24 protein-coding genes are annotated in these 21,304 nt (G+C 36.4%); 7 read left to right on the forward strand and 17 right to left on the reverse strand.

Features of this window, described 5'->3' with window-relative positions; translation table 11 throughout:
• Position 1: 1 nt before the first annotated feature.
• Positions 2–1,327: a ribosome biogenesis GTPase Der gene (gene der, locus acsn021_RS13240; RefSeq protein ID WP_184095959.1), complete on the reverse strand. Its 1,326-nt coding sequence runs from the start codon at positions 1,325–1,327 to the stop codon at positions 2–4.
• A 63-nt stretch (positions 1,328–1,390) separates the two neighbouring features.
• Positions 1,391–1,561, reverse strand: a complete 171-nt coding sequence (locus acsn021_RS23275; RefSeq protein ID WP_184095983.1) for a DUF512 domain-containing protein — start codon at positions 1,559–1,561, stop codon at positions 1,391–1,393.
• A 321-nt stretch (positions 1,562–1,882) separates the two neighbouring features.
• Here acsn021_RS23275 and acsn021_RS13250 point away from each other — a divergent pair, with 321 nt between their 5' ends.
• From acsn021_RS13250 to acsn021_RS13270, 5 genes are all read left to right on the forward strand, one after another.
• Complete coding sequence (locus tag acsn021_RS13250; protein ID WP_184095961.1) at positions 1,883–2,302, forward strand: GNAT family N-acetyltransferase; 420 nt, start codon at positions 1,883–1,885, stop codon at positions 2,300–2,302.
• Between the two features lie 113 nt (positions 2,303–2,415).
• On the forward strand, positions 2,416–3,462 hold the full coding sequence (gene rfbB, locus acsn021_RS13255; protein ID WP_184095963.1) for a dTDP-glucose 4,6-dehydratase: 1,047 nt from the start codon (positions 2,416–2,418) through the stop codon (positions 3,460–3,462).
• Positions 3,463–3,620: 158 nt separating this feature from the next.
• Positions 3,621–4,808 carry a MerR family transcriptional regulator gene (locus tag acsn021_RS13260; RefSeq protein ID WP_184095964.1) on the forward strand — a complete coding sequence of 396 codons (1,188 nt, stop codon included), beginning with the start codon at positions 3,621–3,623 and terminating at the stop codon, positions 4,806–4,808.
• Positions 4,809–4,859: 51 nt separating this feature from the next.
• Positions 4,860–5,330, forward strand: coding sequence for a TspO/MBR family protein (locus acsn021_RS13265; RefSeq protein ID WP_184095967.1), 471 nt, complete (start codon positions 4,860–4,862; stop codon positions 5,328–5,330).
• Between the two features lie 120 nt (positions 5,331–5,450).
• Positions 5,451–6,620, forward strand: coding sequence for a ribose-phosphate pyrophosphokinase (locus acsn021_RS13270; protein ID WP_184095969.1), 1,170 nt, complete (start codon positions 5,451–5,453; stop codon positions 6,618–6,620).
• Between the two features lie 101 nt (positions 6,621–6,721).
• On the opposite strand, the gene pgeF is transcribed toward acsn021_RS13270, so the two are convergent.
• The 14 genes from pgeF to ylxM form a co-directional block, all read right to left on the reverse strand.
• The gene (pgeF, locus tag acsn021_RS13275; protein ID WP_243167993.1) at positions 6,722–7,573 is read right to left on the reverse strand and encodes a peptidoglycan editing factor PgeF; all 852 of its coding nucleotides are present in this window, start codon (positions 7,571–7,573) and stop codon (positions 6,722–6,724) included.
• A gap of 142 nt (positions 7,574–7,715) precedes the next feature.
• Positions 7,716–8,069, reverse strand: a complete 354-nt coding sequence (locus acsn021_RS13280; RefSeq protein WP_184095971.1) for a YraN family protein — start codon at positions 8,067–8,069, stop codon at positions 7,716–7,718.
• 44 nt (positions 8,070–8,113) lie between these two features.
• Positions 8,114–8,428 (reverse strand): EscU/YscU/HrcU family type III secretion system export apparatus switch protein, encoded by a 315-nt coding sequence (locus acsn021_RS13285; RefSeq protein ID WP_184095973.1) that lies wholly within the window; start codon positions 8,426–8,428, stop codon positions 8,114–8,116.
• 64 nt (positions 8,429–8,492) lie between these two features.
• A complete protein-coding gene (locus tag acsn021_RS13290) occupies positions 8,493–9,257 on the reverse strand; it encodes a ribonuclease HII (RefSeq protein ID WP_184095975.1) in 765 nt (254 codons plus the stop codon).
• A gap of 48 nt (positions 9,258–9,305) precedes the next feature.
• The gene (gene ylqF, locus acsn021_RS13295) at positions 9,306–10,199 is read right to left on the reverse strand and encodes a ribosome biogenesis GTPase YlqF (RefSeq protein ID WP_184095977.1); all 894 of its coding nucleotides are present in this window, start codon (positions 10,197–10,199) and stop codon (positions 9,306–9,308) included.
• Positions 10,199–10,789: a signal peptidase I gene (gene lepB / locus acsn021_RS13300; protein ID WP_184095979.1), complete on the reverse strand. Its 591-nt coding sequence runs from the start codon at positions 10,787–10,789 to the stop codon at positions 10,199–10,201. Before lepB ends, ylqF begins: the two co-directional genes overlap by 1 nt.
• Before the next feature lie 176 nt (positions 10,790–10,965).
• Positions 10,966–11,313 (reverse strand): 50S ribosomal protein L19, encoded by a 348-nt coding sequence (gene rplS, locus acsn021_RS13305; protein WP_184095981.1) that lies wholly within the window; start codon positions 11,311–11,313, stop codon positions 10,966–10,968.
• A gap of 222 nt (positions 11,314–11,535) precedes the next feature.
• The gene (locus acsn021_RS13310; RefSeq protein ID WP_184096203.1) at positions 11,536–12,642 is read right to left on the reverse strand and encodes an ISAs1 family transposase; all 1,107 of its coding nucleotides are present in this window, start codon (positions 12,640–12,642) and stop codon (positions 11,536–11,538) included.
• Positions 12,643–12,818: 176 nt separating this feature from the next.
• Complete coding sequence (gene trmD / locus acsn021_RS13315; RefSeq protein ID WP_184096162.1) at positions 12,819–13,598, reverse strand: tRNA (guanosine(37)-N1)-methyltransferase TrmD; 780 nt, start codon at positions 13,596–13,598, stop codon at positions 12,819–12,821.
• Between the two features lie 126 nt (positions 13,599–13,724).
• Positions 13,725–14,231, reverse strand: a complete 507-nt coding sequence (rimM, locus tag acsn021_RS13320; RefSeq protein ID WP_184096160.1) for a ribosome maturation factor RimM — start codon at positions 14,229–14,231, stop codon at positions 13,725–13,727.
• 278 nt (positions 14,232–14,509) lie between these two features.
• Positions 14,510–14,740 (reverse strand): KH domain-containing protein, encoded by a 231-nt coding sequence (locus tag acsn021_RS13325; RefSeq protein WP_161839039.1) that lies wholly within the window; start codon positions 14,738–14,740, stop codon positions 14,510–14,512.
• 126 nt (positions 14,741–14,866) lie between these two features.
• Positions 14,867–15,112 carry a 30S ribosomal protein S16 gene (gene rpsP, locus acsn021_RS13330; RefSeq protein WP_184096158.1) on the reverse strand — a complete coding sequence of 82 codons (246 nt, stop codon included), beginning with the start codon at positions 15,110–15,112 and terminating at the stop codon, positions 14,867–14,869.
• A 98-nt stretch (positions 15,113–15,210) separates the two neighbouring features.
• A complete protein-coding gene (gene ffh / locus acsn021_RS13335; RefSeq protein ID WP_184096156.1) occupies positions 15,211–16,560 on the reverse strand; it encodes a signal recognition particle protein in 1,350 nt (449 codons plus the stop codon).
• Between the two features lie 23 nt (positions 16,561–16,583).
• The gene (gene ylxM / locus acsn021_RS13340; protein WP_184096154.1) at positions 16,584–16,952 is read right to left on the reverse strand and encodes a YlxM family DNA-binding protein; all 369 of its coding nucleotides are present in this window, start codon (positions 16,950–16,952) and stop codon (positions 16,584–16,586) included.
• Between the two features lie 223 nt (positions 16,953–17,175).
• Between ylxM and acsn021_RS13345 the strand changes: the two genes are divergently transcribed.
• Together acsn021_RS13345 and acsn021_RS13350 are read left to right on the forward strand one after the other, a co-directional pair.
• A complete protein-coding gene (locus acsn021_RS13345; RefSeq protein WP_184096199.1) occupies positions 17,176–18,552 on the forward strand; it encodes an ISNCY family transposase in 1,377 nt (458 codons plus the stop codon).
• Positions 18,553–18,778: 226 nt separating this feature from the next.
• Complete coding sequence (locus acsn021_RS13350) at positions 18,779–20,155, forward strand: ISNCY family transposase (protein WP_185265013.1); 1,377 nt, start codon at positions 18,779–18,781, stop codon at positions 20,153–20,155.
• A gap of 306 nt (positions 20,156–20,461) precedes the next feature.
• Here the strand turns inward: acsn021_RS13350 and acsn021_RS13355 are convergent, their stop codons facing one another.
• Positions 20,462–21,178, reverse strand: a complete 717-nt coding sequence (locus acsn021_RS13355; protein WP_184095009.1) for a TrmH family RNA methyltransferase — start codon at positions 21,176–21,178, stop codon at positions 20,462–20,464.
• Positions 21,179–21,304 lie beyond the last annotated feature (126 nt).

Raw genomic sequence — 21,304 nt, forward strand, 5'->3', positions numbered from 1 at the left:
ACTATTCTTTTTCCTTTCGCTCCCTGATAAAAAACTTTAATGAAGTTCCTGCAAATCCAAAAGCTTCCCTAATTTTATTTTCAATATATCTGGTATATGAAAAATGCATCAACTGCTTATCATTTACAAAGATTACAAAAGTCGGCGGTTTCACGGAAACCTGGGTAATATAATATAGTTTCAAACGCTTACCCTTATCGGAAGGGGGCTGCTGCATAGCAACAGCTTCTGTCATAATTTCATTTAATACACCTGTTGAGACACGCAGGTTCTGATTCTGAATAACCTGCTCAATCAAATCGAACATTTTGGGCATTCTCTGTCCGGTTAAAGCAGAAATAAATATCATCTCTGCATACGGCATAAAGGATAAAGTTTGTTTTATCTTAGCCGAGTACTGGTAGATGGTTTTATCGTTCTTTTCAATGGAATCCCATTTATTTACTGTTATAATAACGCCTTTTCCACGTTCATGGGCGATTCCTGCTATCTTTGCATCCTGTTCCGTGACACCTTCTCCTGCATCAATAACAAGAACTACTATATCAGCGCGTTCAACTGCAGATACAGTACGCACTATACTGAAACGTTCAATATCTTCCTTTATTTTATTCTTTCGCCTGAGACCGGCTGTATCAATAAATACATATTCTTTTTTATTATAGGTTACGGTAGTATCTATGGCATCTCGGGTTGTACCTGCTATATCAGATACGATGACTCTGTCTTCACCTAATAATTTATTAATAATAGAAGATTTTCCGACATTTGGCTTTCCGACAATGGCAATCCTTGGTCTTTCGTCTTCCTCTTCCGATGCGGCATCGGTAGGAAAATGACTAATTACTTCATCTAACATATCTCCAAGCCCTAATTTGGAGGCGGCGGAAACAGGGAACGGATCACCGATTCCAAGATTATAGAACTCATATACATCAGGCATTAGCTTTTCAAAGCTGTCGACTTTATTTACAACAAGTATTACCGGTTTTGTAGAACGTCTTAACATATCTGCAACTTTGAAATCATCATCTACAAGTCCCTGTCTAACATCAACAATAAACATAATAACATCCGCTGTTTCAATAGCGATTTCAGCCTGCTGACGCATATAAGACAATAGTACATCACTACTTTCCGGCTCAATACCACCGGTATCTATCATTGTAAACTGTTTATCCAACCAGGTGACATCTGCATATATACGATCCCTGGTAACTCCCGGAAAGTCCTGCACTATTGCTATTCTTTCTCCTGCCAGGGCGTTAAATAACGTTGACTTTCCTACATTCGGTCTGCCAACAATTGCAACTATAGGTTTACTCATGTGTTTCCCTCTTTCCTGCAAATCATATTACCGATTTGCCTTTTGTAAAATTCATATCTTTCATTAATACTTTAACTTGCGCTCTAAAACACCATCAATTAAAGACTTTCCGTCTGATTGTACAATACGAGTCTTTGTTTGTAAAGCCTTTTTAACATCATCTACGGTAAAATCATCCAGCAGAATCCTCTCACCGTTTCTTAAATGAACTTCAGATAATACTATCCTAATCAGACAATAAACCGGTTACAGTACTAGATTTACTAAAAACTCATTCATATATAGTATATACGATTCCCTTGATATTAGGATACTTTTTCTAAAGTATTTCTATTTTTGTCCTCTCTAATTCTATTCTTACATAGTATAGCAGTTGTAATGGAAATTATCAAATATATTTTGCCAAAACAGCAGATTCCAATAGGTTCTTAACATTGCAAAGTACCTCTTGCCGTAAGGCTTTATTAAGTTTATAATAGTCCGTACCAATATAAAATTCTTAACTTAAATTACTATTTTGAAAGGAACACCTGCATTGCAGGTCACAAAAAAATTATGAATATACAATTAAAGCACCAACTAACTGTTGCCGAATACAACGATATCCGTAAATCTGCTGGCTGGCTCACACTTTCAGAAGTACAAGCTGAAAGAGGTCTTAAAAATACTTACTATCTAGTTGCTGCCGTCCACGATGACAAAGCCATCGCAATGGCAAGAGTTATCAGCGACGGCGGATATGTTGTATATATTTCAGACGTGATTGTAAATCCTTCATATCAAGGATATGGTATTGGAAAGTTGATGATGGAAGACATTATGAACTTCCTTAAATCCGATATTGCAAAAGAATATCCGGTTATGATTAATCTTATGGCCGCCGTTGGAAAAGAAAACTTCTATGAAAAGTTCGGTTTTAAAGTTCGTCCCTCGGAAGATACAGGTGCCGGAATGTCTCAGTGGTTAAACTTGTAAAAAAATTTTAAAATATTTAAAATATCACTTGACCGTGACCTTACGTAACCCCTTATAGTTACCTTAGCAAATAAATCAACCTAAGAAATACACAAAATATTAAGGAGGATATTATGAGGACATATTTAATTACAGGGGGCATGGGCTTTATTGGCTCTAATTATATTCATTATCTTTATGAAACCCAGTATATGAGGACATCTGAAATACCAAACTGCGGGGATACCGATAAAACAAAAAGTAAAGAAACCTTTCGTATTATTAACTTGGATTTATTGACTTATGCAGCAAATCCCGAGTATGTAGAAGAATTTAATCACTTGGAGAATTACATTTTTATTCACGGGGATATCTGCGATGAGGAGTTAGTTACAAATATTTTAACAGATTATGAAGTCGATACCATCGTTCATTTTGCTGCGGAAACTCACGTAGACAATAGTATACAAAACCCTGACCCTTTTATCAAAACCAATATTACAGGTACCCATGTCTTATTAAAATCAGCAAAAACTGTTTGGGAAGCTCCAACCGGATACAAGGATAAAAAGTTTTTATATATTTCGACCGATGAGGTATATGGTACACTAGGCAAGGAAGGATATTTTAGAGAAGATTCCCCAGTCTATCCCAAAAATCCGTACTCCGCTGCAAAAGCTTCCGCAGAATTATTGTGCAAATCCTATTATAATACCTACGGTTTACCTGTTTTAATAAGTCGTTGTAGCAATAACTATGGTCCTGGTCAGCACCCCGAAAAGCTTATTCCTCTTTTAATAAAGAACTTAACTGAAAAAAAGAAACTTCCCATATATGGTGACGGCACTGCGGTAAGGGACTGGTTATATGTAGGCGACCACTGTTCTGCCATAGAGAAGATACTGGATTTAGGCAAGCCGGGGGAGATATATAACATTGGCTGCAATAATGAAAAAAACACTCTGGAAATTGCAGAAATACTGCTCTCTATGATACCAACCACGCCTGCTGTCACCCTACAGGATGCTGTTAGTTTTGTACCAGACCGACCTGGCCATGATATGCGGTATGCCATAGATGCAAGTAAGCTTACAACAGAGCTTGGCTGGAAACCTAAAACAGATTTTGCACAAGGTCTTTTTAATACTGTTAATTGGTACCTCAAAAAATACAAACAATAACATAGTATTTACTGCGAAATATAATAAGGTGCCTTGCCACTCCACCAGAATCTGTTTTGGTGATTTAGACTGTTTCCATCACACAAGTAATTGTTTAAATCGAACTACAAAGATTAGATTATCACCTACAAAACTATTTCAGTTAGGAGGAACGTCATATGAGGGAAGACGGACTATATAAAAGCGGGGAATTTGCAAAAAAAGCCAATGTGTCCATCCGTACTATCCGTTACTATGATAAGCAAGGGCTTTTAAAACCTTCCTATGTAAACAAGTCCGGCTATCGTTTTTATAGTGACCTAGATTTTGCAAAACTCCAGAAAATAGTGAGCCTAAAATCCCTTGGTTTTTCTTTAGAAGAGATTATGGAACTTGTCGTACGAGATAATGAGCATAATTATCTATTACAAAGCTTTCATCAACAATTAGAGCTGATACGAAGCAAACAGGAGCATCTTAAGCTTATGGAGGAATCTCTCTTATCAGCTACAAAAGAATTGGGGTTAAAGGAGCAAATTGGATGGGAGCAGGTTCTTCATCTAATTCATCTCTCAAATATGGAAAAAGATATACTGAATCAGTATCACAATGCTTCCAACACCAAGATAAGAATCTCACTTCATAAAACCTACAGCCAAAATTCACAAGGCTGGTTTCCATGGCTTTATTCTCATTATAACATAGCTCCCGGAGAAACTGTTTTGGAGCTTGGCTGCGGTAATGGAGAGCTTTGGAGGATGAATCAGGAAAAGTTACCACAAAATGTAAAACTTCTGCTGACCGATTTGTCCTCGGGCATGTTAAAAGATACAAAAAAAGTTCTGGCACATACTGGCCTGTACACCCAGTATCATATACTCGATTGCCACAAGCTGCCCTTTAAAGATAATACAATAGATAAAATCATTGCAAACCATGTAATGTTTTACATCAAAGACCGAAATAGCACCTTTCTTGAAATAAAGCGGGCACTAAAAACAGATGGGGTTTTTTATTGCAGTACCTATGGTAAAGAACATATGAAGGAAGTCAATGATTTAGTAAAAGAATTTGATTGTCATATTGCTCTTTCAGAAATAAATCTATACGAAATATTTGGTCTGGAGAATGGAGCACAACAGCTTTCCAAGGTGTTCTCTGATGTCACTTTAAAAGTGTATGAGGATTATTTACTGGTAGATGAAGTTCAGCCTTTAATTGATTATATACTTTCCTGCCATGGTAATCAACTTACGTACTTAAAGCATAGATATGTCGAATTCAAAGATTTTCTAAGTACTAAATTAAGAAAATATGGCAGTATCAGAATTACAAAAATGGCAGGTATGTTTATTTGCCGTAAATAGCCTAAATTAAGCTGCACCTGAATAAACTATAACATATGGAGGTGCAGCTTTATGTTAAAAAAGAATTTAAGTACTTTAATTATTTTTATCCTGTTGCCAATTGCAGTCGGAATGATTTCCTCCGTACTTGCCGGTAACATAGCCGGAACCTACAGTCAGCTTAACCAGCCGGAATTAAGCCCTCCTGCTGCTGTCTTTCCTATTATATGGACAATATTGTACACATTAATGGGTATCTCCTCCTTTCTTATATTTATATCCGATTCTCCGTATAAAGAAAAAGCTTTATGGATTTACTTTCTACAGCTTTTTATTATTTTTTTGTGGTCTCCCATCTTTTTCGGTCTGCAACTGTATCTGCTCGGCTTTCTTTGGCTGCTTTTATTAGTAGTACTAATTGTTATAATGATACTGCGTTTCTATTCCATTGACCCTGTAGCCGCCTATTTACTGATTCCCTATTTGCTGTGGTGCATCTTTGCTGCTTATCTAAGTTTCGGAATCTATGCAAGGAATACATAAAAAATAATTCCATTTCTACTTATGCTTATGTTGACGAATACTCTTCCTCGTGATATAACTAAATAGGTTGATTATTGAATACAAAAAGAAGCTAATATAAAAAACTATGGAGGAATCAACATGACATCAGTTGACAATTTAGATACGATTCCGGTCGCACCTTTGAAGATTATATCCTTAGACAGCTTTAAGCCTTTGGCTAATAAAGTTGATAAGTTAATTGTAACCACCAGGCAAAGCGAAGCCGAAACAAAGAATCCCATCTATTCCTTTCCCGGCTATGTAGCCGACAGTTATTTGGTAGATGCAGATTGCCCAAGATTCAGTTCCGGAGAAGCGAAAGGTATATTAAGAGATTCTGTTCACGGCACTGATTTATTTATACTTGCCGATGTAGTAAATAATAATCTTTCCTATGGTTTTTATGGAATTGAGAACCGAAAATCTCCTGATGATCAATTCCAGGACTTAAAAAGAATGATAGATGCGTGCAATGGAAAGGCTCACCGTATTAATGTGATTATTCCTTTTCTATACGAAAGCAGACAGGACAAAAGAACTAATTTGGAATCGTTGGATTGTGCTACCGCACTACAGGAACTACTCTACATGGGCGTTAAAAATATTATTACTTTTGATGCTCACGACCCCAGAATAGCCAATGCGATACCAATTAGCGGCTTTGATAATTTTTATACCTCCTATCAGTTTATTCAATCTTTGTTGACTACTGAAAAGCATTTAAGTCTTGCAAAAGAGGATTTTATGGTAGTAAGCCCGGATGAGGGCGGTATGTCAAAAGCTGTTTTTTATGCTAATATCCTAGGTGTAGATATGGGTATGTTTTACAAAAGGCGTGATTACTCAGTGGTTGTAGATGGTAAAAATCCTATTGCTGCACATGAATTTCTAGGTACCAGTGTGGAAGGTAAATCTATTTACATTATGGATGATATGATTGCCTCAGGACAAAGTGTTTTAGAAGTGGCAGCTGAATTAAAGAAACGTAAGGCTGATAAGATATACATAGCTGCTACCTTTGGTTTATTTACAGAAGGCTATGAGCAATTTGATAAATATTATGAGGCAGGTCTTTTTGACCGTGTATACACTACTAACTTAACCTATTGTTCCGAAGAATTAATGAGTAAGCCTTATTATGCTACTGTTGACATTAGTCGTTATCTAGCCCTAATTATTCATACAATTAATCATGACAAGACATTGGAAGATATCTCAAATCCTAAAGCAAGAATTCAAGAAATGGTACGTGAATATAAAAGCAAATAACTCTTATTGCTATAGTACTTTTATGCAACAAACCATATTAATAAAGCCCCCTGTCTTTTACAAACATGAAAGACAGGGGACTTATTTTATTTTTGACTAATTTATGGATCGGTAAGCATTAAAAAAGCAGCCATTGTACCTCTCTTTCCCATAGTAGCCCTATGAGAAAACAGCCATTTTGAATTACAGCAGGTACACACTTCGGATATATGTATATTTTCTTCTTGAATACCTGCCTCTAAAAATACCCTCCGGTTGGCTTCCCATAAATTTAAATGATATTTCCCATTTCCTTTTTCTTTAAGAATGTCCGTAATACCCACTTTAAATTCACTGGAAAACGCTTCTGCTAGGTCTTTACTAACTTCATAGCAGTCTCTACAAATAGATGGCCCAATAAGTACTGTAACATCTTTCGGATTTGTTCCAAAATGTTTTACCATCGCTTGCAAGGTTACCTGACCCATCCGGCTAACCGTGCCACGCCAGCCGGAATGACTTAATCCGATTGCCGGTTGCCTGGTATCAACCAGGAACAATGGTACACAATCTGCATAAAAGGTTGCTAAAGGTATTCCCGGCTCATTTGTTATAAATCCATCTACTCCCTCATAATCCCTGGGTTTGCTTAATCCTTTTCCCTTGTCCTGAGACGTTATAACTCGTACTGTGGTTTTATGTACCTGATGGGTAGCAACCACATCTTCTAGTACAAACCCCATTCCTGCACATATCCTTTTATAATTTTCATCAACATCGGCAGAATCATCTCCACTAGAGTAGCTTAAATTCATGGATTCAAAAATTCCTTTACTGACACCCCCTAGTTTCGTTGAAAAGCCATGCTGGATAGAAGGTAGTTTTGATAAGCAAGGAAAAGTAAGGTAGGGAACCTCACCCGTTGTATTTAAAACGGCATGTTCATTATTCGTAAAATGCATATTCTGCTCCAAGTTCAATCACTTCTCCTCTCTATCTCTCTATACAAATCTAACTCACATACATTTTCTATTACATTAACTTTGATATTATTTCTGTACCAGATAAGCAATGCTTATTGCCATCCTTAGAATCCGTATAATATGCTTCGCTAAACTAAACAGCCTCAAAAGCGTTTGAGATTAACTGAATATCTTCACCCAGTATACTGACTACATCAAACCGGCAGGGAGTCTCTACCGATATACCCTTTTTATGCATATAATATCTGGCTGTCTCCGTTATCTTCTTCTGCTTATAAAAATTCACAGCTTCCTCCGGAAGCCCCATCCCTTTCGTACTGCGATATTTGACTTCAACGAATACTAAATAATTCTTATTCCAAGCTATTATGTCAATTTCTCCAGTGCGACATTTAAAATTTTGTTCAGCAATTACAAAGTCTTTTTCCACGAGAAAGTCTTTCGCCTTATCTTCATACTGCTTACCTATTACCCTCTTATTATACATCCCCTTAACTCCAATACGAAACACTTTAGAATAATTTTCCCCTGCTACTTTTCAGCCATAACCTTCCCTTTAATCCTATCCATATTATCTACAAATAGCAATACTTCCGAAACAACATCATATAATTCCGGTGGTATATAATCTCCTATCTGTAGCTTTGATAAGGTAGATGCCAGACCACTATCTTCATGTACCGGTATTCTATTCACTTCTGCTGCTTTTAGTATCTTATCTGCCAGGTAACCTCTACCGGATGCAATGATTTTAGGTGCCGCCTCCTCTGTATTATAACCCAGAGCAACAGCCGTTCTTGATTGGATATCTGCGGCTACCTCTTTATTTTTAGATTTAAAATCCATAACATTCCTCCTGTCAAAATCAACAGTTATGTACACCACTACATGCAATTAGAACCATCTATTCTTACTCAGCTATAAATTTTTTAAGGAAACTCAAGCGATGTATGGGTGAAGGTCCAATCGTTTTTATGGCCTCTATATGTTCCTTGGCACCATATCCTTTGTTAGAAGCAAAGCCATATTCTAAGAATATCTTATCGTATGCCGTCATCAGTCTGTCTCTGGTAACCTTGGCTATTATGCTGGCGGCGGCAATTGATATGCTTTTTGCATCTCCTTTGATAATAGGTACTTGCTTTAATTCTACTTGCGGTATCGTTACCGCATCGTTAAGCAGAATATCGGGCTTTACAGATAAATTACCGATTGCCTGCCGCATTGCTTCATAGGTTGCCTGCAAAATATTTATTTCGTCTATTCTTGCAGGTGGAATACTTCCTACACCCACTGCAACTGCCTGCTCCATAATTTGGTCATATAATTCTTCTCTTTTTTTCTCAGTCAATTGTTTGGAATCATTAATATAGAGTATATTACAATCCTTTGGAAGAATGACAGCCGCAGCAACAACCGGACCTGCCAACGGCCCTCTTCCAACTTCATCTATTCCGCATATGGCCTGGTAATCCTGATATTTACGTTCATATGTCTGCATCTGAAAGGTACGCTGTATTTCCTTTACATACCCTTCATGTTTTTTTGTGAATTTATCAAGTAATTTTACAACCCCGGTACGTTCATCCGCTCGGTACTTATTGATTATATCGGGTAGTTTATCAATACCTGTTAGTTCTAATTCATTTTTAATAGCTGTAATAGTTAATTCCAACGTAATCACCTATCTTTTTTTTATTTTATCCTGTCATACAGACTTTTTTTATATCTTATCCTCTAATTCAGAGGCAGCTTTTGTTAGAGTTTCTTCTACTTCTGGCGGAAATTCCAAGGTAATGTTTCCTAGTCTTCCATTTCTAAAATCATCCGTCACAAAACCGGCTGCTTTATTTAAGTCTAATTCTCCGCCTTTTAATCTACAAGCCCTTTTTTCCGCTATTGCACTTAAATTTCCTTCAGCTGTTTCCTGCTCTTCTATACCATAACGACCATTCAGACAGCCCTTATAGTGTGTCGACAAGAACGCTATCAGCTCTATAGAAAGTTCATATATATTTAATATTTCTTCCTTAATAGAACCGATAAAAGCAAGTCGCAATCCTACAGACTGATCCTCAAATTTAGGCCATAATATACCCGGAGTATCTAACAATTCAATGGTTTTGTTTAGCTTAATCCATTGCTTTCCCTTTGTTACCCCTGGCTTATTACCTGTTTTTGTGGCTGCCTTACCTGCAATACTGTTAATAAAGGTAGATTTACCTACATTGGGGATACCAACTACCATAGCTCTTAGAGGGCGGTTTAATATGCCTCTCTTACGATCTCTTTCAATTTTTTCTTTACATGCTGTAACAACAATATCATTTACTCTACGTATTCCATTGCCATTTTTAGAATTTACCATCGTTACAAAGTAACCTTGTTTTTCGAAATATTCCTTCCATTTTTCTGTCTGCGCAGAATCTGCCAAATCATATTTGTTTAGAAGAATTACCCTGTATTTATTATTAGCAAGCTGGTCAATATCCGGATTCTTACTGCTTAACGGAACACGGGCATCTACCAACTCGATTACTACATCAATTAATTTCATATCCTCCTGCATCATACGTTTTGCTTTTGTCATATGACCAGGATACCATTGAAAGTGCATTATTTTTCCTCCTTGATTACATTTAGGTTTGAAATAAAGGCAAAGTCATTAGATCTTATCCAGGCTTTTCCGATAATATCATCTGCCAGTATATTACCTATATTGGCAAAACGACTGTCCTCGCTGCTATTGCGGTTATCACCTAACACAAAATATTCATTTTCATCAAGGGTTATTTCTTCTTCTGCCAGCCCGCTGTTTACCATAGCCTCAACTGGTATCTGCTCTGCTAAAACCGTTCCATTGATAAAGACACTGCCTCCACTAATCTGAATCGTCTCGCCGGGCAACCCTATAATTCTCTTGATATTCAAATAGCTGTGTTCCTTATTGGTCTGCTTAAATACTACTACATCATATCTCTTGGGTCTAGCAAAGCGATATGCAAATTTATTAATAATAATTTTATCCTGCTCCACTAAGGTTGGCTCCATAGAATTACCCAGAACTGTTGTTTTTTCCAAAGCGTAATTCGTTATTAAATAAGCGAATAAAATAACCGCAGCGATTTGAAGGATCCAAATAAAAATTTTAATCGCTATCTTTTTTACAACGGGACCTCTGTTTTCCCTATCAAAATCAAATTCCATAACTGACTCCTATATATTTATCCGGTATTACCGATATATGTCTGCCTATTCATAAATTATAGGAATAACCTTGCCGGATTAATCATATGTAATTTAATCCCAATGTTCTTTCCTATATGATTAAAAAGGGACAATACCTAAGTAGTTGTCCCTTCCAATGCTTCATGTTGTTAATATTATTTAATGATTTCTTTAACTTTAGCCTTCTTACCTACTCTGTTACGTAAATAAGTTAACTTAGCTCTTCTAACTTTACCGCGTCTGATAACTTCGATTCTTTCCACACTTGGGGAATGTAACGGCCAAGTTTTTTCTACACCGATACCATTAGAAGATTTTCTAACAGTAAATGTTTCTCTTGAACCACCATTCTGTCTTTTTAAAACAGTTCCTTCAAAAATCTGTGTTCTCTCACGGTTACCTTCTTTTACTTTAGCGTATACTTTTACAGTATCGCCAACGTTAAAGCTGGTAATTTCGCTTTTAAGCTGAGCAGCTTCAATGTTCTTAATAATATTGTTCATTTTGTGACCTCCTTAAAATTTAGATGTTCTTAATACCTTGCTCCAGGATATGTATACCATGTCCATACATTAGTTAAGCGGTGTATCAGAGGACCATCCCATCTCACAACATCTTACTTTATCATATTATAAGAAAGATTGCAAGTACTTTACATTACATAATCACGACAAACGCATGAATGTGTTCTATTAACAAGCACTTGAATGTATCTTTTTTAAGTATTACAGATTCAGAATGTTTTCCAAGTGTCTTTCAGGATTCGTTCCAATTGCAAAGCGTTTCATTTTCAGGCTCATGGGCGTTTTCCTTAATTCATATATCCTTAATACGTTCAATGCCAGTTTTCTCATGATATTTAAATTAAATGCTGCCTGCTTTTCAAGGGTGTGGTTGTCATCCTCTCGAAAGGTTACATCCAGATGCCAATGAAAACTTTCCACCATCCAATGTCCCCGAATCGCTCGGGCAATTTCGCTGACCTCTAGTGGTAGACTACTTATAAAATATCGGGTTTCCGTTATCTCTACCTCGTTTCTGACTATAGTATTGCGTGTCATTGCAATGGATTTCAGCCCTGCCCAGTCCTTCTTCTGCTCTAGCCATGCAATATCTACACTCTGCCAGTATTCGCGCTTCTCTATGCCGCCTCGCGCTTTCTCTATTGTCTTTGTATAGGCACACTGCTCCAATAATCCAACATCATCAAAATATAATTTCACATCCTCATGAAGTCTTCCCTGATTTCCTTTTAGGGCTAGCACGTAATCGGCTTTCTTTTTCCATATCTTCTTTACAATCTGCGTTTGCGTTCCCATTGCATCCGTTGTAATGATATGACCTTTCACGTTCAAATCGTCAAGCAGTTCAGGAATCGCTGTAATTTCATTGGTCTTTTCTTCTACTCGCTTTTGCCCAAGGCAGATTCCTTTCTCGTCCACTGCACTGACAATATGGTTTGCATTCTGGTCTTTGTTCCTATTTCCACATTGTGTTTTTCCGTCAATGGCGAGGATTTTTTTGATTTTTTCTCCTTCTCCGCTACTTAGCATCTCATTCCAAAGCAGTTGGAATTTCTGAAGAAACTCTGGGGATACCATGCTAAATACACGTTGAATCGTATCGTGAGAAGGAATGCCGTTTGGAAGCTCCAAATATCTTCGCAGAAACTTCTCATGTTCTTTCCCAAATATTTCTATTGCTATCCATTCGTCTGCATTTGCCAGCATTGCAAAGAATACCAGCGCTATAATATCACTCATCTTGTAAAGAATTTTTTTCTTCTGTCTTAAATCTTCTACTTGTTCTAAATATTTCAATGTCTTGTGCATTTTTTCATCCCCCTTGGAATGATTATACACTTTTCCCTTATTCTTATAAACCTTTAAATATATTCATGCGTTTGTCTTGATTACATAATCCATTTTTACTGTTCCTGGTGGTTTTATCAGCCATTCCAAACTACTTATTCCAAGTCTTATTAATGTTTTATGTTTTAATTAGTTTCTTATATGCCCTGTTCCTTTGCTATATCTTTTACCGAATTCAGAAATTCCTGCTCTTTTTTTGTTAAAACAGCCTTTTTCAAGAGGTCTGGCCGTACTTTTGCCGTTCGAAGTATGGATTGCTCCCGTCTCCACTTATCTATTTTGGCATGATGTCCAGACAATAAAACATCCGGTACCTTTTTTTCCATAAACACCTCAGGTCTTGTATACTGGGGATATTCTAAAAGGTTATCCTGAAAAGATTCAAATTCCGCTGAAGCGTTATTATTTAAAACTCCCGGAACAAGTCTTGCTACTGCATCAATCATTACCATAGCCGGCAACTCCCCGCCGGTCAGTACATAATCACCGATGGATACATAGTCTGTTACAATCATCTCCAGCACCCGTTCATCAATACCTTCATAATGACCGCATAAAAAAACCACGTCTTCTTCTTTCGCAAGTTCTTCAGCAAGTGGCTGGCTAAAAACACCGCCCTGAGGCGTAAGGTAAATGACCCTTGGGGCGTTTACCGCTCTATTTTTTGCCTGTTTTTCTTCTGTAATTTTTGACACAACCGACTGGTAAGCCCTATAGACCGGACCGGCTGCCATTACCATTCCGGCTCCTCCGCCATATGGGTAATCATCCACTCTGTTATGCTTGTTTTCCGAAAAGTCTCTGATATCAATAGTATTTAAGGATATCAGTCCTTTGGAAAGTGCTCTTCCAGTTATGCTTGTATCAATTCCCTGCTTAATCATATCAGGAAATAAGGTTAAAACATGAAAGTTCATGAATATCTCCGTTACCTGGATTCTATAAAATCTATAGTTCCATTGCCATAAACAGATTGAATGAATGTTAACTGGCATTCCTTTCTTACGAAATTTTTCATTCAATCAGATACCGGATACCAGCCTCTACAGCAATCCGGGCATCAGATGTACTTTAATTACTTTATTCTGGGCATCTACATCAAGGATGCATTCTTTAATAGAAGGTAGTAAAATCTCTTTTCCTTCTTTTGTTTTAACAATATATACATCATTGGCACCGGTTGCCATGACCTCTACCAGTTCTCCTAATTCCTGACCTTCATCTGTAATCACAGCAGAACCTAATATATCATAGATAAAGAATTCATCTTTCTCTAATTTAACAGCATTTTCTCTGGTTACCAGCAGATCTTTGCCCTTATATTTTTCAATATCATTTATATTATCAATTCCCTTGAACTTAAGAATGGCTAACTGCTTAAAAAACTTTACACCCTCGATTTCAAGTTCTATATATTCTTTTCCTGTATCCAGAAATACCTGCTTTAATTGTTTAAAACGATTTATATCATCTGTAGTAGGATAAACTTTAACTTCACCCCTAATACCATGGGTGGCAGATATTACACCAACACGCAAATAATTATTCATTACAGCTCCAATCCATTCTTTTAATATTCATACAACTAAACTAATTCTTTTATGAAATTAAACAGCATGAATACTTACTGCTGTTTTCTATGATAGCATATAATCTTAATCTTCACTTAATTACGATATGCAAAACAAGAACCCAAGATTGAAAGGCAAACCTTATCGATACTGGGTTCTTGCAATAATGCGTTAGCAAAGACGTGAAGGAACTCGTCCACTGTTAACAAAACCGCCTGCTAATTGCAACCGATTTTTATTGATTGATAATTTAAAACTTATTGTAGTATCTCAACGACTACCTTTTTGTCATCCTTTGTAGCTGCTGCTTTTACAACTGTTCGAATGGACTTGGCAATACGACCTTGCTTTCCAATGACCTTACCCATATCTTCCGGGGCCACCTTCAATTCAACAATAATAGACTTATCGGTTTCCTTCTCAGTTACAACAACTTCTTCAGGGTGATCAACGAGTGATGTAGCAATTACTTTAACTAATTCTTTCATTACTCTTCACCTCCATCGGAATGTGAAATGCATTATACTGCATAGTATAAATAATACAATGATGTACTATCTATACCATTTCGTATAATCTTTGTAAGCACCAAAACCGTTAATTTATGCAGTTAATTATTTTGAAATACCGGCTTTTTTAAATAAATTACCAACTGTTTCTGTAGGCTGAGCACCGTTGGATAACCATCTTTTTGCTGCTTCCTCATTAACGTTGAAAGCGCTAGGTTCCTGTGTTGGATCATAAGTACCTATTTCTTCGATGAACTTACCATCTCTAGGTGATCTGGAATCTGAAACAACGATTCTATAGAAAGGAGCTTTTTTCTGTCCCATTCTCTTTAATCTGATTTTTACTGCCACTGTATTCACCTCCTTAAAATAATATCCTCAATATAAATATTTATATTAAGCTTTTATTGTAAAAGTTATAACACAAAGGTATATAACATAACAATTAACTAAAATCCGAAAGGTAATTTAAACCGACCTTTCTTACCGCCTTTACCACCCATTAGGCCTGAAAACTGTTTCATTGATTTTTTCATTTGTTCAAATTGTTTTACCAGCTTATTTACCTCACTGATATCAACGCCGGCACCTTGCGCAATCCTTTTTTTTCTGGATGTATTTAAAATATCTGGATTGCCTCTCTCAGCCTTTGTCATGGAAAATATAATTGCTTCCACTCCAGACAATGCATTTTCATCTATATCAACATCTTTCAGCTGTCCACCACCCATGCCAGGCATCATTTTTAAAATATCTCCAATGCCACCCATTTTTCTTATCTGCTGCATGGAATCTAAAAAATCGTTAAAATCAAATTCTGATTTCTTAAATTTCTTTTCTAATTCTTTGGCCTTATCTTCATCAATTTCTGCCTGAGCTTTATCAATTAATGTCAGTATATCCCCCATACCAAGAATTCTGGATGCCATACGATCTGGATAAAACTGTTCCAAATCTGTAAGCTTCTCACCCATTCCGGCATAAAGAATCGGCTTGCCGGTAACTGCACGGATAGACAGTGCTGCTCCGCCTCTGGTATCACCATCCAATTTTGTTATAATAACGCCGTCAATACCGATTTTGTTGTTAAACATTTCAGACACGTTAACTGCATCCTGTCCGGTCATTGCGTCTACTACAAGTATGGTCTGAAATACTTCGATGTTCTCTTTAATTTCAATTAATTCGTTCATCATGTCTTCATCAATATGAAGACGTCCGGCTGTATCTAGAATAACAACATTGTGATTATTCTTAACGGCATGTTCAATGGCTGCCTTGGCTATATTCACAGGCTTATGTTTATCACCCATGGAAAATACAGGAACCCCCTGTTTATCCCCATTAATTTTTAACTGTTCAATAGCTGCCGGCCTATAGATATCACAGGCTACAAGCAAAGGCTTTTTACCCTTTGACTTGAATTTCCCTGCTAATTTAGCCGTAGTAGTGGTTTTACCGGCACCTTGGAGACCACACATCAAAATTACGGTTATATCATTTCCCGCCTTAAAAGCTATCTCCGTAGTTTCTGAACCCATCAGATTAACCATTTCTTCGTTCACAATCTTGATAACCATCTGGCCGGGTGTAAGGCTGGACATAACATCCTGACCAACAGCTCTTTCCTGTACGGTCTTTATAAAGTTTTTAACCACTTTAAAGTTAACATCTGCCTCTAAAAGTGCCATCTTAACTTCTTTTAGGGCTGTGGTTACGTCTGCTTCGGATAAACGTCCTTTTCCCCTCAAGTTCTTAAATACATTTTGTAGTTTTTCAGAAAGGCTGTCAAATGCCATGCCAGAACCTCCTAATTAATTCTCTATAAATCTCTTGATATGTTTTCACATAGTTTTATTATTTCATCAAAATAAACTCGGTTCTGAGAGTCCTTCCCCTGTAAGGAAAGTTCCTTAATCCGGCTTACCATTTTCCTCGTTCTCTCGAACTTTTTCACCAGACAGAGTTTTTCTTCACATTCCCTTAATTGCTTGCTGCAACGTTTCACTATATCATATACACCCTGTCTGCTGATGCCCTGCTCCTGCGCAATCTCACTTAATGACAAGTCATTTAATATATAGTCTTCAAATATGTGCTTGTTATGGCTTTTTAACAATTCACCATAAAAGTCAAATAATATGGAAAGCTCCACTTTCTCTTTCAGTTTTTCATCCATTATAGAATCCATAGAAAAACACCACCTGTAAAGTTATTTTCTTTACAGGTGGTAGTATATAAGATTTTAAGCAGAATGTCAAGAAAAAATTATCAATTTAGGATAAAAATCTGAACCATTTTTGATAATGTCTTAAGTAACCACAAGTGATTATGTCCCAAATGAGTAATCCATGTTACACTATATCCTCATGACTTACAGATGAGGAGACATTATGAGAAAGGTCAAGTTGACTATGAATGAAGAAAAACGTTATGAAGTAATAAAGAAGTTAGTAGACACAAACGGAAATAAAAAGAATGCTGCCTTGAAGATCGGTTGCACCGAAAGACATATCAATAGAATGATTGCAGGATATAAACGTGATGGTAAATCCTTTTTTATACATGGAAACAGAGGTCGGACTCCTGCTCATGCTCTTTCAAAAGAAACCAAGCAAACTGTCCTAGATTTATATCGTAGTAAGTACTTCGATACGAATTTTACTCATTGTATCGAGCTTCTAGAGAAGTATGAGGGAATTTCTATTTCTGTATCTACATTGAACTCTATTTTAGAAAAAGAATATATTCTTTCTCCAAAAGCTACCCGATCAAAAAAAAGAAAAACCAAACTAAAACTTAAACATTTGAAAACACAAACTAAATCTAAAAAGATACTAGCAGAGTTGCAATCCAATATCGTTGCAATCGAGGATGCACATTCCAGACGTCCTAGATGTGCTTATTTTGGCGAAATGCTTCAAATGGATGCTTCGATCCACTTGTGGTTCGGTGATACGAAAACTCAGCTTCACATCGCTGTCGATGATGCAACTGGTACTATTGTCGGTGCTTACTTTGATGAACAAGAAACTTTAAAAGGATACTACAATGTGTTTCATCAAGTACTTACTGAGTATGGTATTCCCTATTTATTTTTTACCGATAACCGTACAGTTTTTGAATATAAACAAAAAAACGCCCCTTCTATCGAAGAGGACACATACACACAATTCGCTTATGCTTGTAAACAGCTAGGTGTTGAAATCAAGACCAGCAGTATACCACAAGCAAAAGGTCGAGTGGAACGATTGTTCCAAACCTTACAATCTCGCCTACCAGTCGAATTACGCCTGGCAGGCATAAACACACTTAGCGAAGCAAATGCATTCTTAAACTCCTACATAAAAGAATACAATGCCAAGTTTGCTCTAGAGACCAATCTTATCAAATCTGTCTTTGAAAAGCAACCCGTTTTAGAAGAAATAAATCTTGTTCTTTCTGTTCTTACAGAAAGAAAGATAGATAATGGACACTGTTTGAAGTTTAAAAATAAGTATTTTAAGACACTTGATAAGAACGGGCATCAGGTACACTTTTATAAGGGGACAAAGGCAATGGTAATAGAAGCATTTGACGGTAATAAATACTGTTGTATAGATGAGAGTATTTATGCGCTAGAAGCAATTCCGTCACATGAGAAAATATCAAAAAACTTTGATCTTACGCTGTCGCAGAATAGAACAATAAAGCGGAAGATACCAGGGATGCATCATCCTTGGAGAAGGCAAGAATTCTGGCGTTTTGTTAAAATGCAGGAACACCACTGGAATGATGAAGTCCCTGCTTAAATAGATAAAAGCACCAGCCACAGCTGGTGCTAATGTTTAAAATTTATTAGGACATTCTCAAAAATGCTTGACAGAAAAAATTATCAATTTAGGATAAAAATCTGAACCATTTTTGATAATGTCTTAAGTAACCACAAGTGATTATGTCCCAAATGAGTAATCCATGTTACACTATATCCTCATGACTTACAGATGAGGAGACATTATGAGAAAGGTCAAGTTGACTATGAATGAAGAAAAACGTTATGAAGTAATAAAGAAGTTAGTAGACACAAACGGAAATAAAAAGAATGCTGCCTTGAAGATCGGTTGCACCGAAAGACATATCAATAGAATGATTGCAGGATATAAACGTGATGGTAAATCCTTTTTTATACATGGAAACAGAGGTCGGACTCCTGCTCATGCTCTTTCAAAAGAAACCAAGCAAACTGTCCTAGATTTATATCGTAGTAAGTACTTCGATACGAATTTTACTCATTGTATCGAGCTTCTAGAGAAGTATGAGGGAATTTCTATTTCTGTATCTACATTGAACTCTATTTTAGAAAAAGAATATATTCTTTCTCCAAAAGCTACCCGATCAAAAAAAAGAAAAACCAAACTAAAACTTAAACATTTGAAAACACAAACTAAATCTAAAAAGATACTAGCAGAGTTGCAATCCAATATCGTTGCAATCGAGGATGCACATTCCAGACGTCCTAGATGTGCTTATTTTGGCGAAATGCTTCAAATGGATGCTTCGATCCACTTGTGGTTCGGTGATACGAAAACTCAGCTTCACATCGCTGTCGATGATGCAACTGGTACTATTGTCGGTGCTTACTTTGATGAACAAGAAACTTTAAAAGGATACTACAATGTGTTTCATCAAGTACTTACTGAGTATGGTATTCCCTATTTATTTTTTACCGATAACCGTACAGTTTTTGAATATAAACAAAAAAACGCCCCTTCTATCGAAGAGGACACATACACACAATTCGCTTATGCTTGTAAACAGCTAGGTGTTGAAATCAAGACCAGCAGTATACCACAAGCAAAAGGTCGAGTGGAACGATTGTTCCAAACCTTACAATCTCGCCTACCAGTCGAATTACGCCTGGCAGGCATAAACACACTTAGCGAAGCAAATGCATTCTTAAACTCCTACATAAAAGAATACAATGCCAAGTTTGCTCTAGAGACCAATCTTATCAAATCTGTCTTTGAAAAGCAACCCGTTTTAGAAGAAATAAATCTTGTTCTTTCTGTTCTTACAGAAAGAAAGATAGATAATGGACACTGTTTGAAGTTTAAAAATAAGTATTTTAAGACACTTGATAAGAACGGGCATCAGGTACACTTTTATAAGGGGACAAAGGCAATGGTAATAGAAGCATTTGACGGTAATAAATACTGTTGTATAGATGAGAGTATTTATGCGCTAGAAGCAATTCCGTCACATGAGAAAATATCAAAAAACTTTGATCTTACGCTGTCGCAGAATAAAACAATAAAGCGGAAGATACCAGGGATGCATCATCCTTGGAGAAGGCAAGAATTCTGGCGTTTTGTTAAAATGCAGGAACACCACTGGAATGATGAAGTCCCTGCTTAAATAGATAAAAGCACCAGCCACAGCTGGTGCTAATGTTTAAAATTTATTAGGACATTCTCAAAAATGCTTGACAGAAAAAATTATCAATTTAGGATAAAAAATTCTTACTTCGATAAACTCATCTGCTCTCTCATATAATAAAGGCACATTTGTACTCATACATTTTAATCACTTTTAAAGTAATACAGTAAAAATATCCACAAAAGAAATTATTTTTCTTTACATACTAATCAAATATATTTAACCCGTTCATAACGGTATAATTATATTTTTAAGCTTTGCCAAGAAGTAATTCAGATTTTATTATCACTTTTGATGAGTAAATAAGAAGGTCCCGATTCCGACCGCTATCGTTATATTTAATGAATCTACCTCCGGAGACTGAGGGATACATATACTTGTACCTTCTTTTAAAAATGAATCGTCAAGCCCCGTAGCTTCATTACCAAAGACTAGTGAAAATAACTCTGATTTTGGGCAGTTTTGTATTTCTAAGGTATTCTCTCCATTGAGCATAAATGTAAATACATCCTGCTTATGGTATTCATGACGATAATCGGAAAAATTATCAAAGTGATGAAATCTAAGTTTAAACAAAGCCCCCATAGAAGCTCGCACTGTCTTAGGATTATATATATCAGCACACGGAGTAATAAGTGCTATATCCTCTATTCCCAGTCCCAGCGCAGTTCTCATTATTGTTCCCAAATTCCCCATATTACTGGGGTTAACCAGCACTATATGGGATTTATCTTTCGCAAGGATTGATTCATATTTTTCAAAGACTCCGATAACAAAGCAATTCTCTTTGTCACTTATTTTATGAAATAATTTATCATCTCTCCTCATTGGGATATCATTTTCATTACATAACTTTGTTATACTCTCCATATCTGTATAACTGGAATGTGTATACACTGCTATAACCTTTTCCGGTCTGCTCTTTATAAGTTCGTACGTTGGAAATGCTCCTAAAGAATAGGAATATTCAAATCCCTTCTTATATGCTTTTAACTGATCCATTGCCTAATCCTCCATTGTAATGTATAAAAGCTATTTTTCCATATGGATATGAGGACAGAACTCATTCCTTATATCATTGATATATCATATAACCCATTTTAAGAATTTTAAACTCTCATCTATAAA

The sequence above is a fragment of the Anaerocolumna cellulosilytica genome (genome assembly GCF_014218335.1).
Taxonomy (GTDB): domain Bacteria; phylum Bacillota; class Clostridia; order Lachnospirales; family Lachnospiraceae; genus Anaerocolumna; species Anaerocolumna cellulosilytica.

Excerpts from the sequence above, each read along its gene's own strand:
- der (WP_184095959.1), bottom strand. The coding sequence starts at position 1,327 with ATGAGTAAACCTATAGTTGCAATTGTTGGCAGACCGAATGTAGGAAAG.
- acsn021_RS13250 (WP_184095961.1), top strand. The coding sequence starts at position 1,883 with ATGAATATACAATTAAAGCACCAACTAACTGTTGCCGAATACAACGAT.
- rfbB (WP_184095963.1), top strand. The coding sequence starts at position 2,416 with ATGAGGACATATTTAATTACAGGGGGCATGGGCTTTATTGGCTCTAAT.
- acsn021_RS13260 (WP_184095964.1), top strand. The coding sequence starts at position 3,621 with ATGAGGGAAGACGGACTATATAAAAGCGGGGAATTTGCAAAAAAAGCC.
- acsn021_RS13265 (WP_184095967.1), top strand. The coding sequence starts at position 4,860 with ATGTTAAAAAAGAATTTAAGTACTTTAATTATTTTTATCCTGTTGCCA.
- acsn021_RS13270 (WP_184095969.1), top strand. The coding sequence starts at position 5,451 with ATGACATCAGTTGACAATTTAGATACGATTCCGGTCGCACCTTTGAAG.
- acsn021_RS13280 (WP_184095971.1), bottom strand. The coding sequence starts at position 8,069 with ATGTATAATAAGAGGGTAATAGGTAAGCAGTATGAAGATAAGGCGAAA.
- acsn021_RS13285 (WP_184095973.1), bottom strand. The coding sequence starts at position 8,428 with ATGGATTTTAAATCTAAAAATAAAGAGGTAGCCGCAGATATCCAATCA.
- ylqF (WP_184095977.1), bottom strand. The coding sequence starts at position 10,199 with ATGCACTTTCAATGGTATCCTGGTCATATGACAAAAGCAAAACGTATG.
- lepB (WP_184095979.1), bottom strand. The coding sequence starts at position 10,789 with ATGGAATTTGATTTTGATAGGGAAAACAGAGGTCCCGTTGTAAAAAAG.
- rplS (WP_184095981.1), bottom strand. The coding sequence starts at position 11,313 with ATGAACAATATTATTAAGAACATTGAAGCTGCTCAGCTTAAAAGCGAA.
- acsn021_RS13310 (WP_184096203.1), bottom strand. The coding sequence starts at position 12,642 with ATGCACAAGACATTGAAATATTTAGAACAAGTAGAAGATTTAAGACAG.
- trmD (WP_184096162.1), bottom strand. The coding sequence starts at position 13,598 with ATGAACTTTCATGTTTTAACCTTATTTCCTGATATGATTAAGCAGGGA.
- rimM (WP_184096160.1), bottom strand. The coding sequence starts at position 14,231 with ATGAATAATTATTTGCGTGTTGGTGTAATATCTGCCACCCATGGTATT.
- acsn021_RS13325 (WP_161839039.1), bottom strand. The coding sequence starts at position 14,740 with ATGAAAGAATTAGTTAAAGTAATTGCTACATCACTCGTTGATCACCCT.
- ffh (WP_184096156.1), bottom strand. The coding sequence starts at position 16,560 with ATGGCATTTGACAGCCTTTCTGAAAAACTACAAAATGTATTTAAGAAC.
- ylxM (WP_184096154.1), bottom strand. The coding sequence starts at position 16,952 with ATGGATTCTATAATGGATGAAAAACTGAAAGAGAAAGTGGAGCTTTCC.
- acsn021_RS13345 (WP_184096199.1), top strand. The coding sequence starts at position 17,176 with ATGAATGAAGAAAAACGTTATGAAGTAATAAAGAAGTTAGTAGACACA.
- acsn021_RS13350 (WP_185265013.1), top strand. The coding sequence starts at position 18,779 with ATGAATGAAGAAAAACGTTATGAAGTAATAAAGAAGTTAGTAGACACA.
- acsn021_RS13355 (WP_184095009.1), bottom strand. The coding sequence starts at position 21,178 with ATGGATCAGTTAAAAGCATATAAGAAGGGATTTGAATATTCCTATTCT.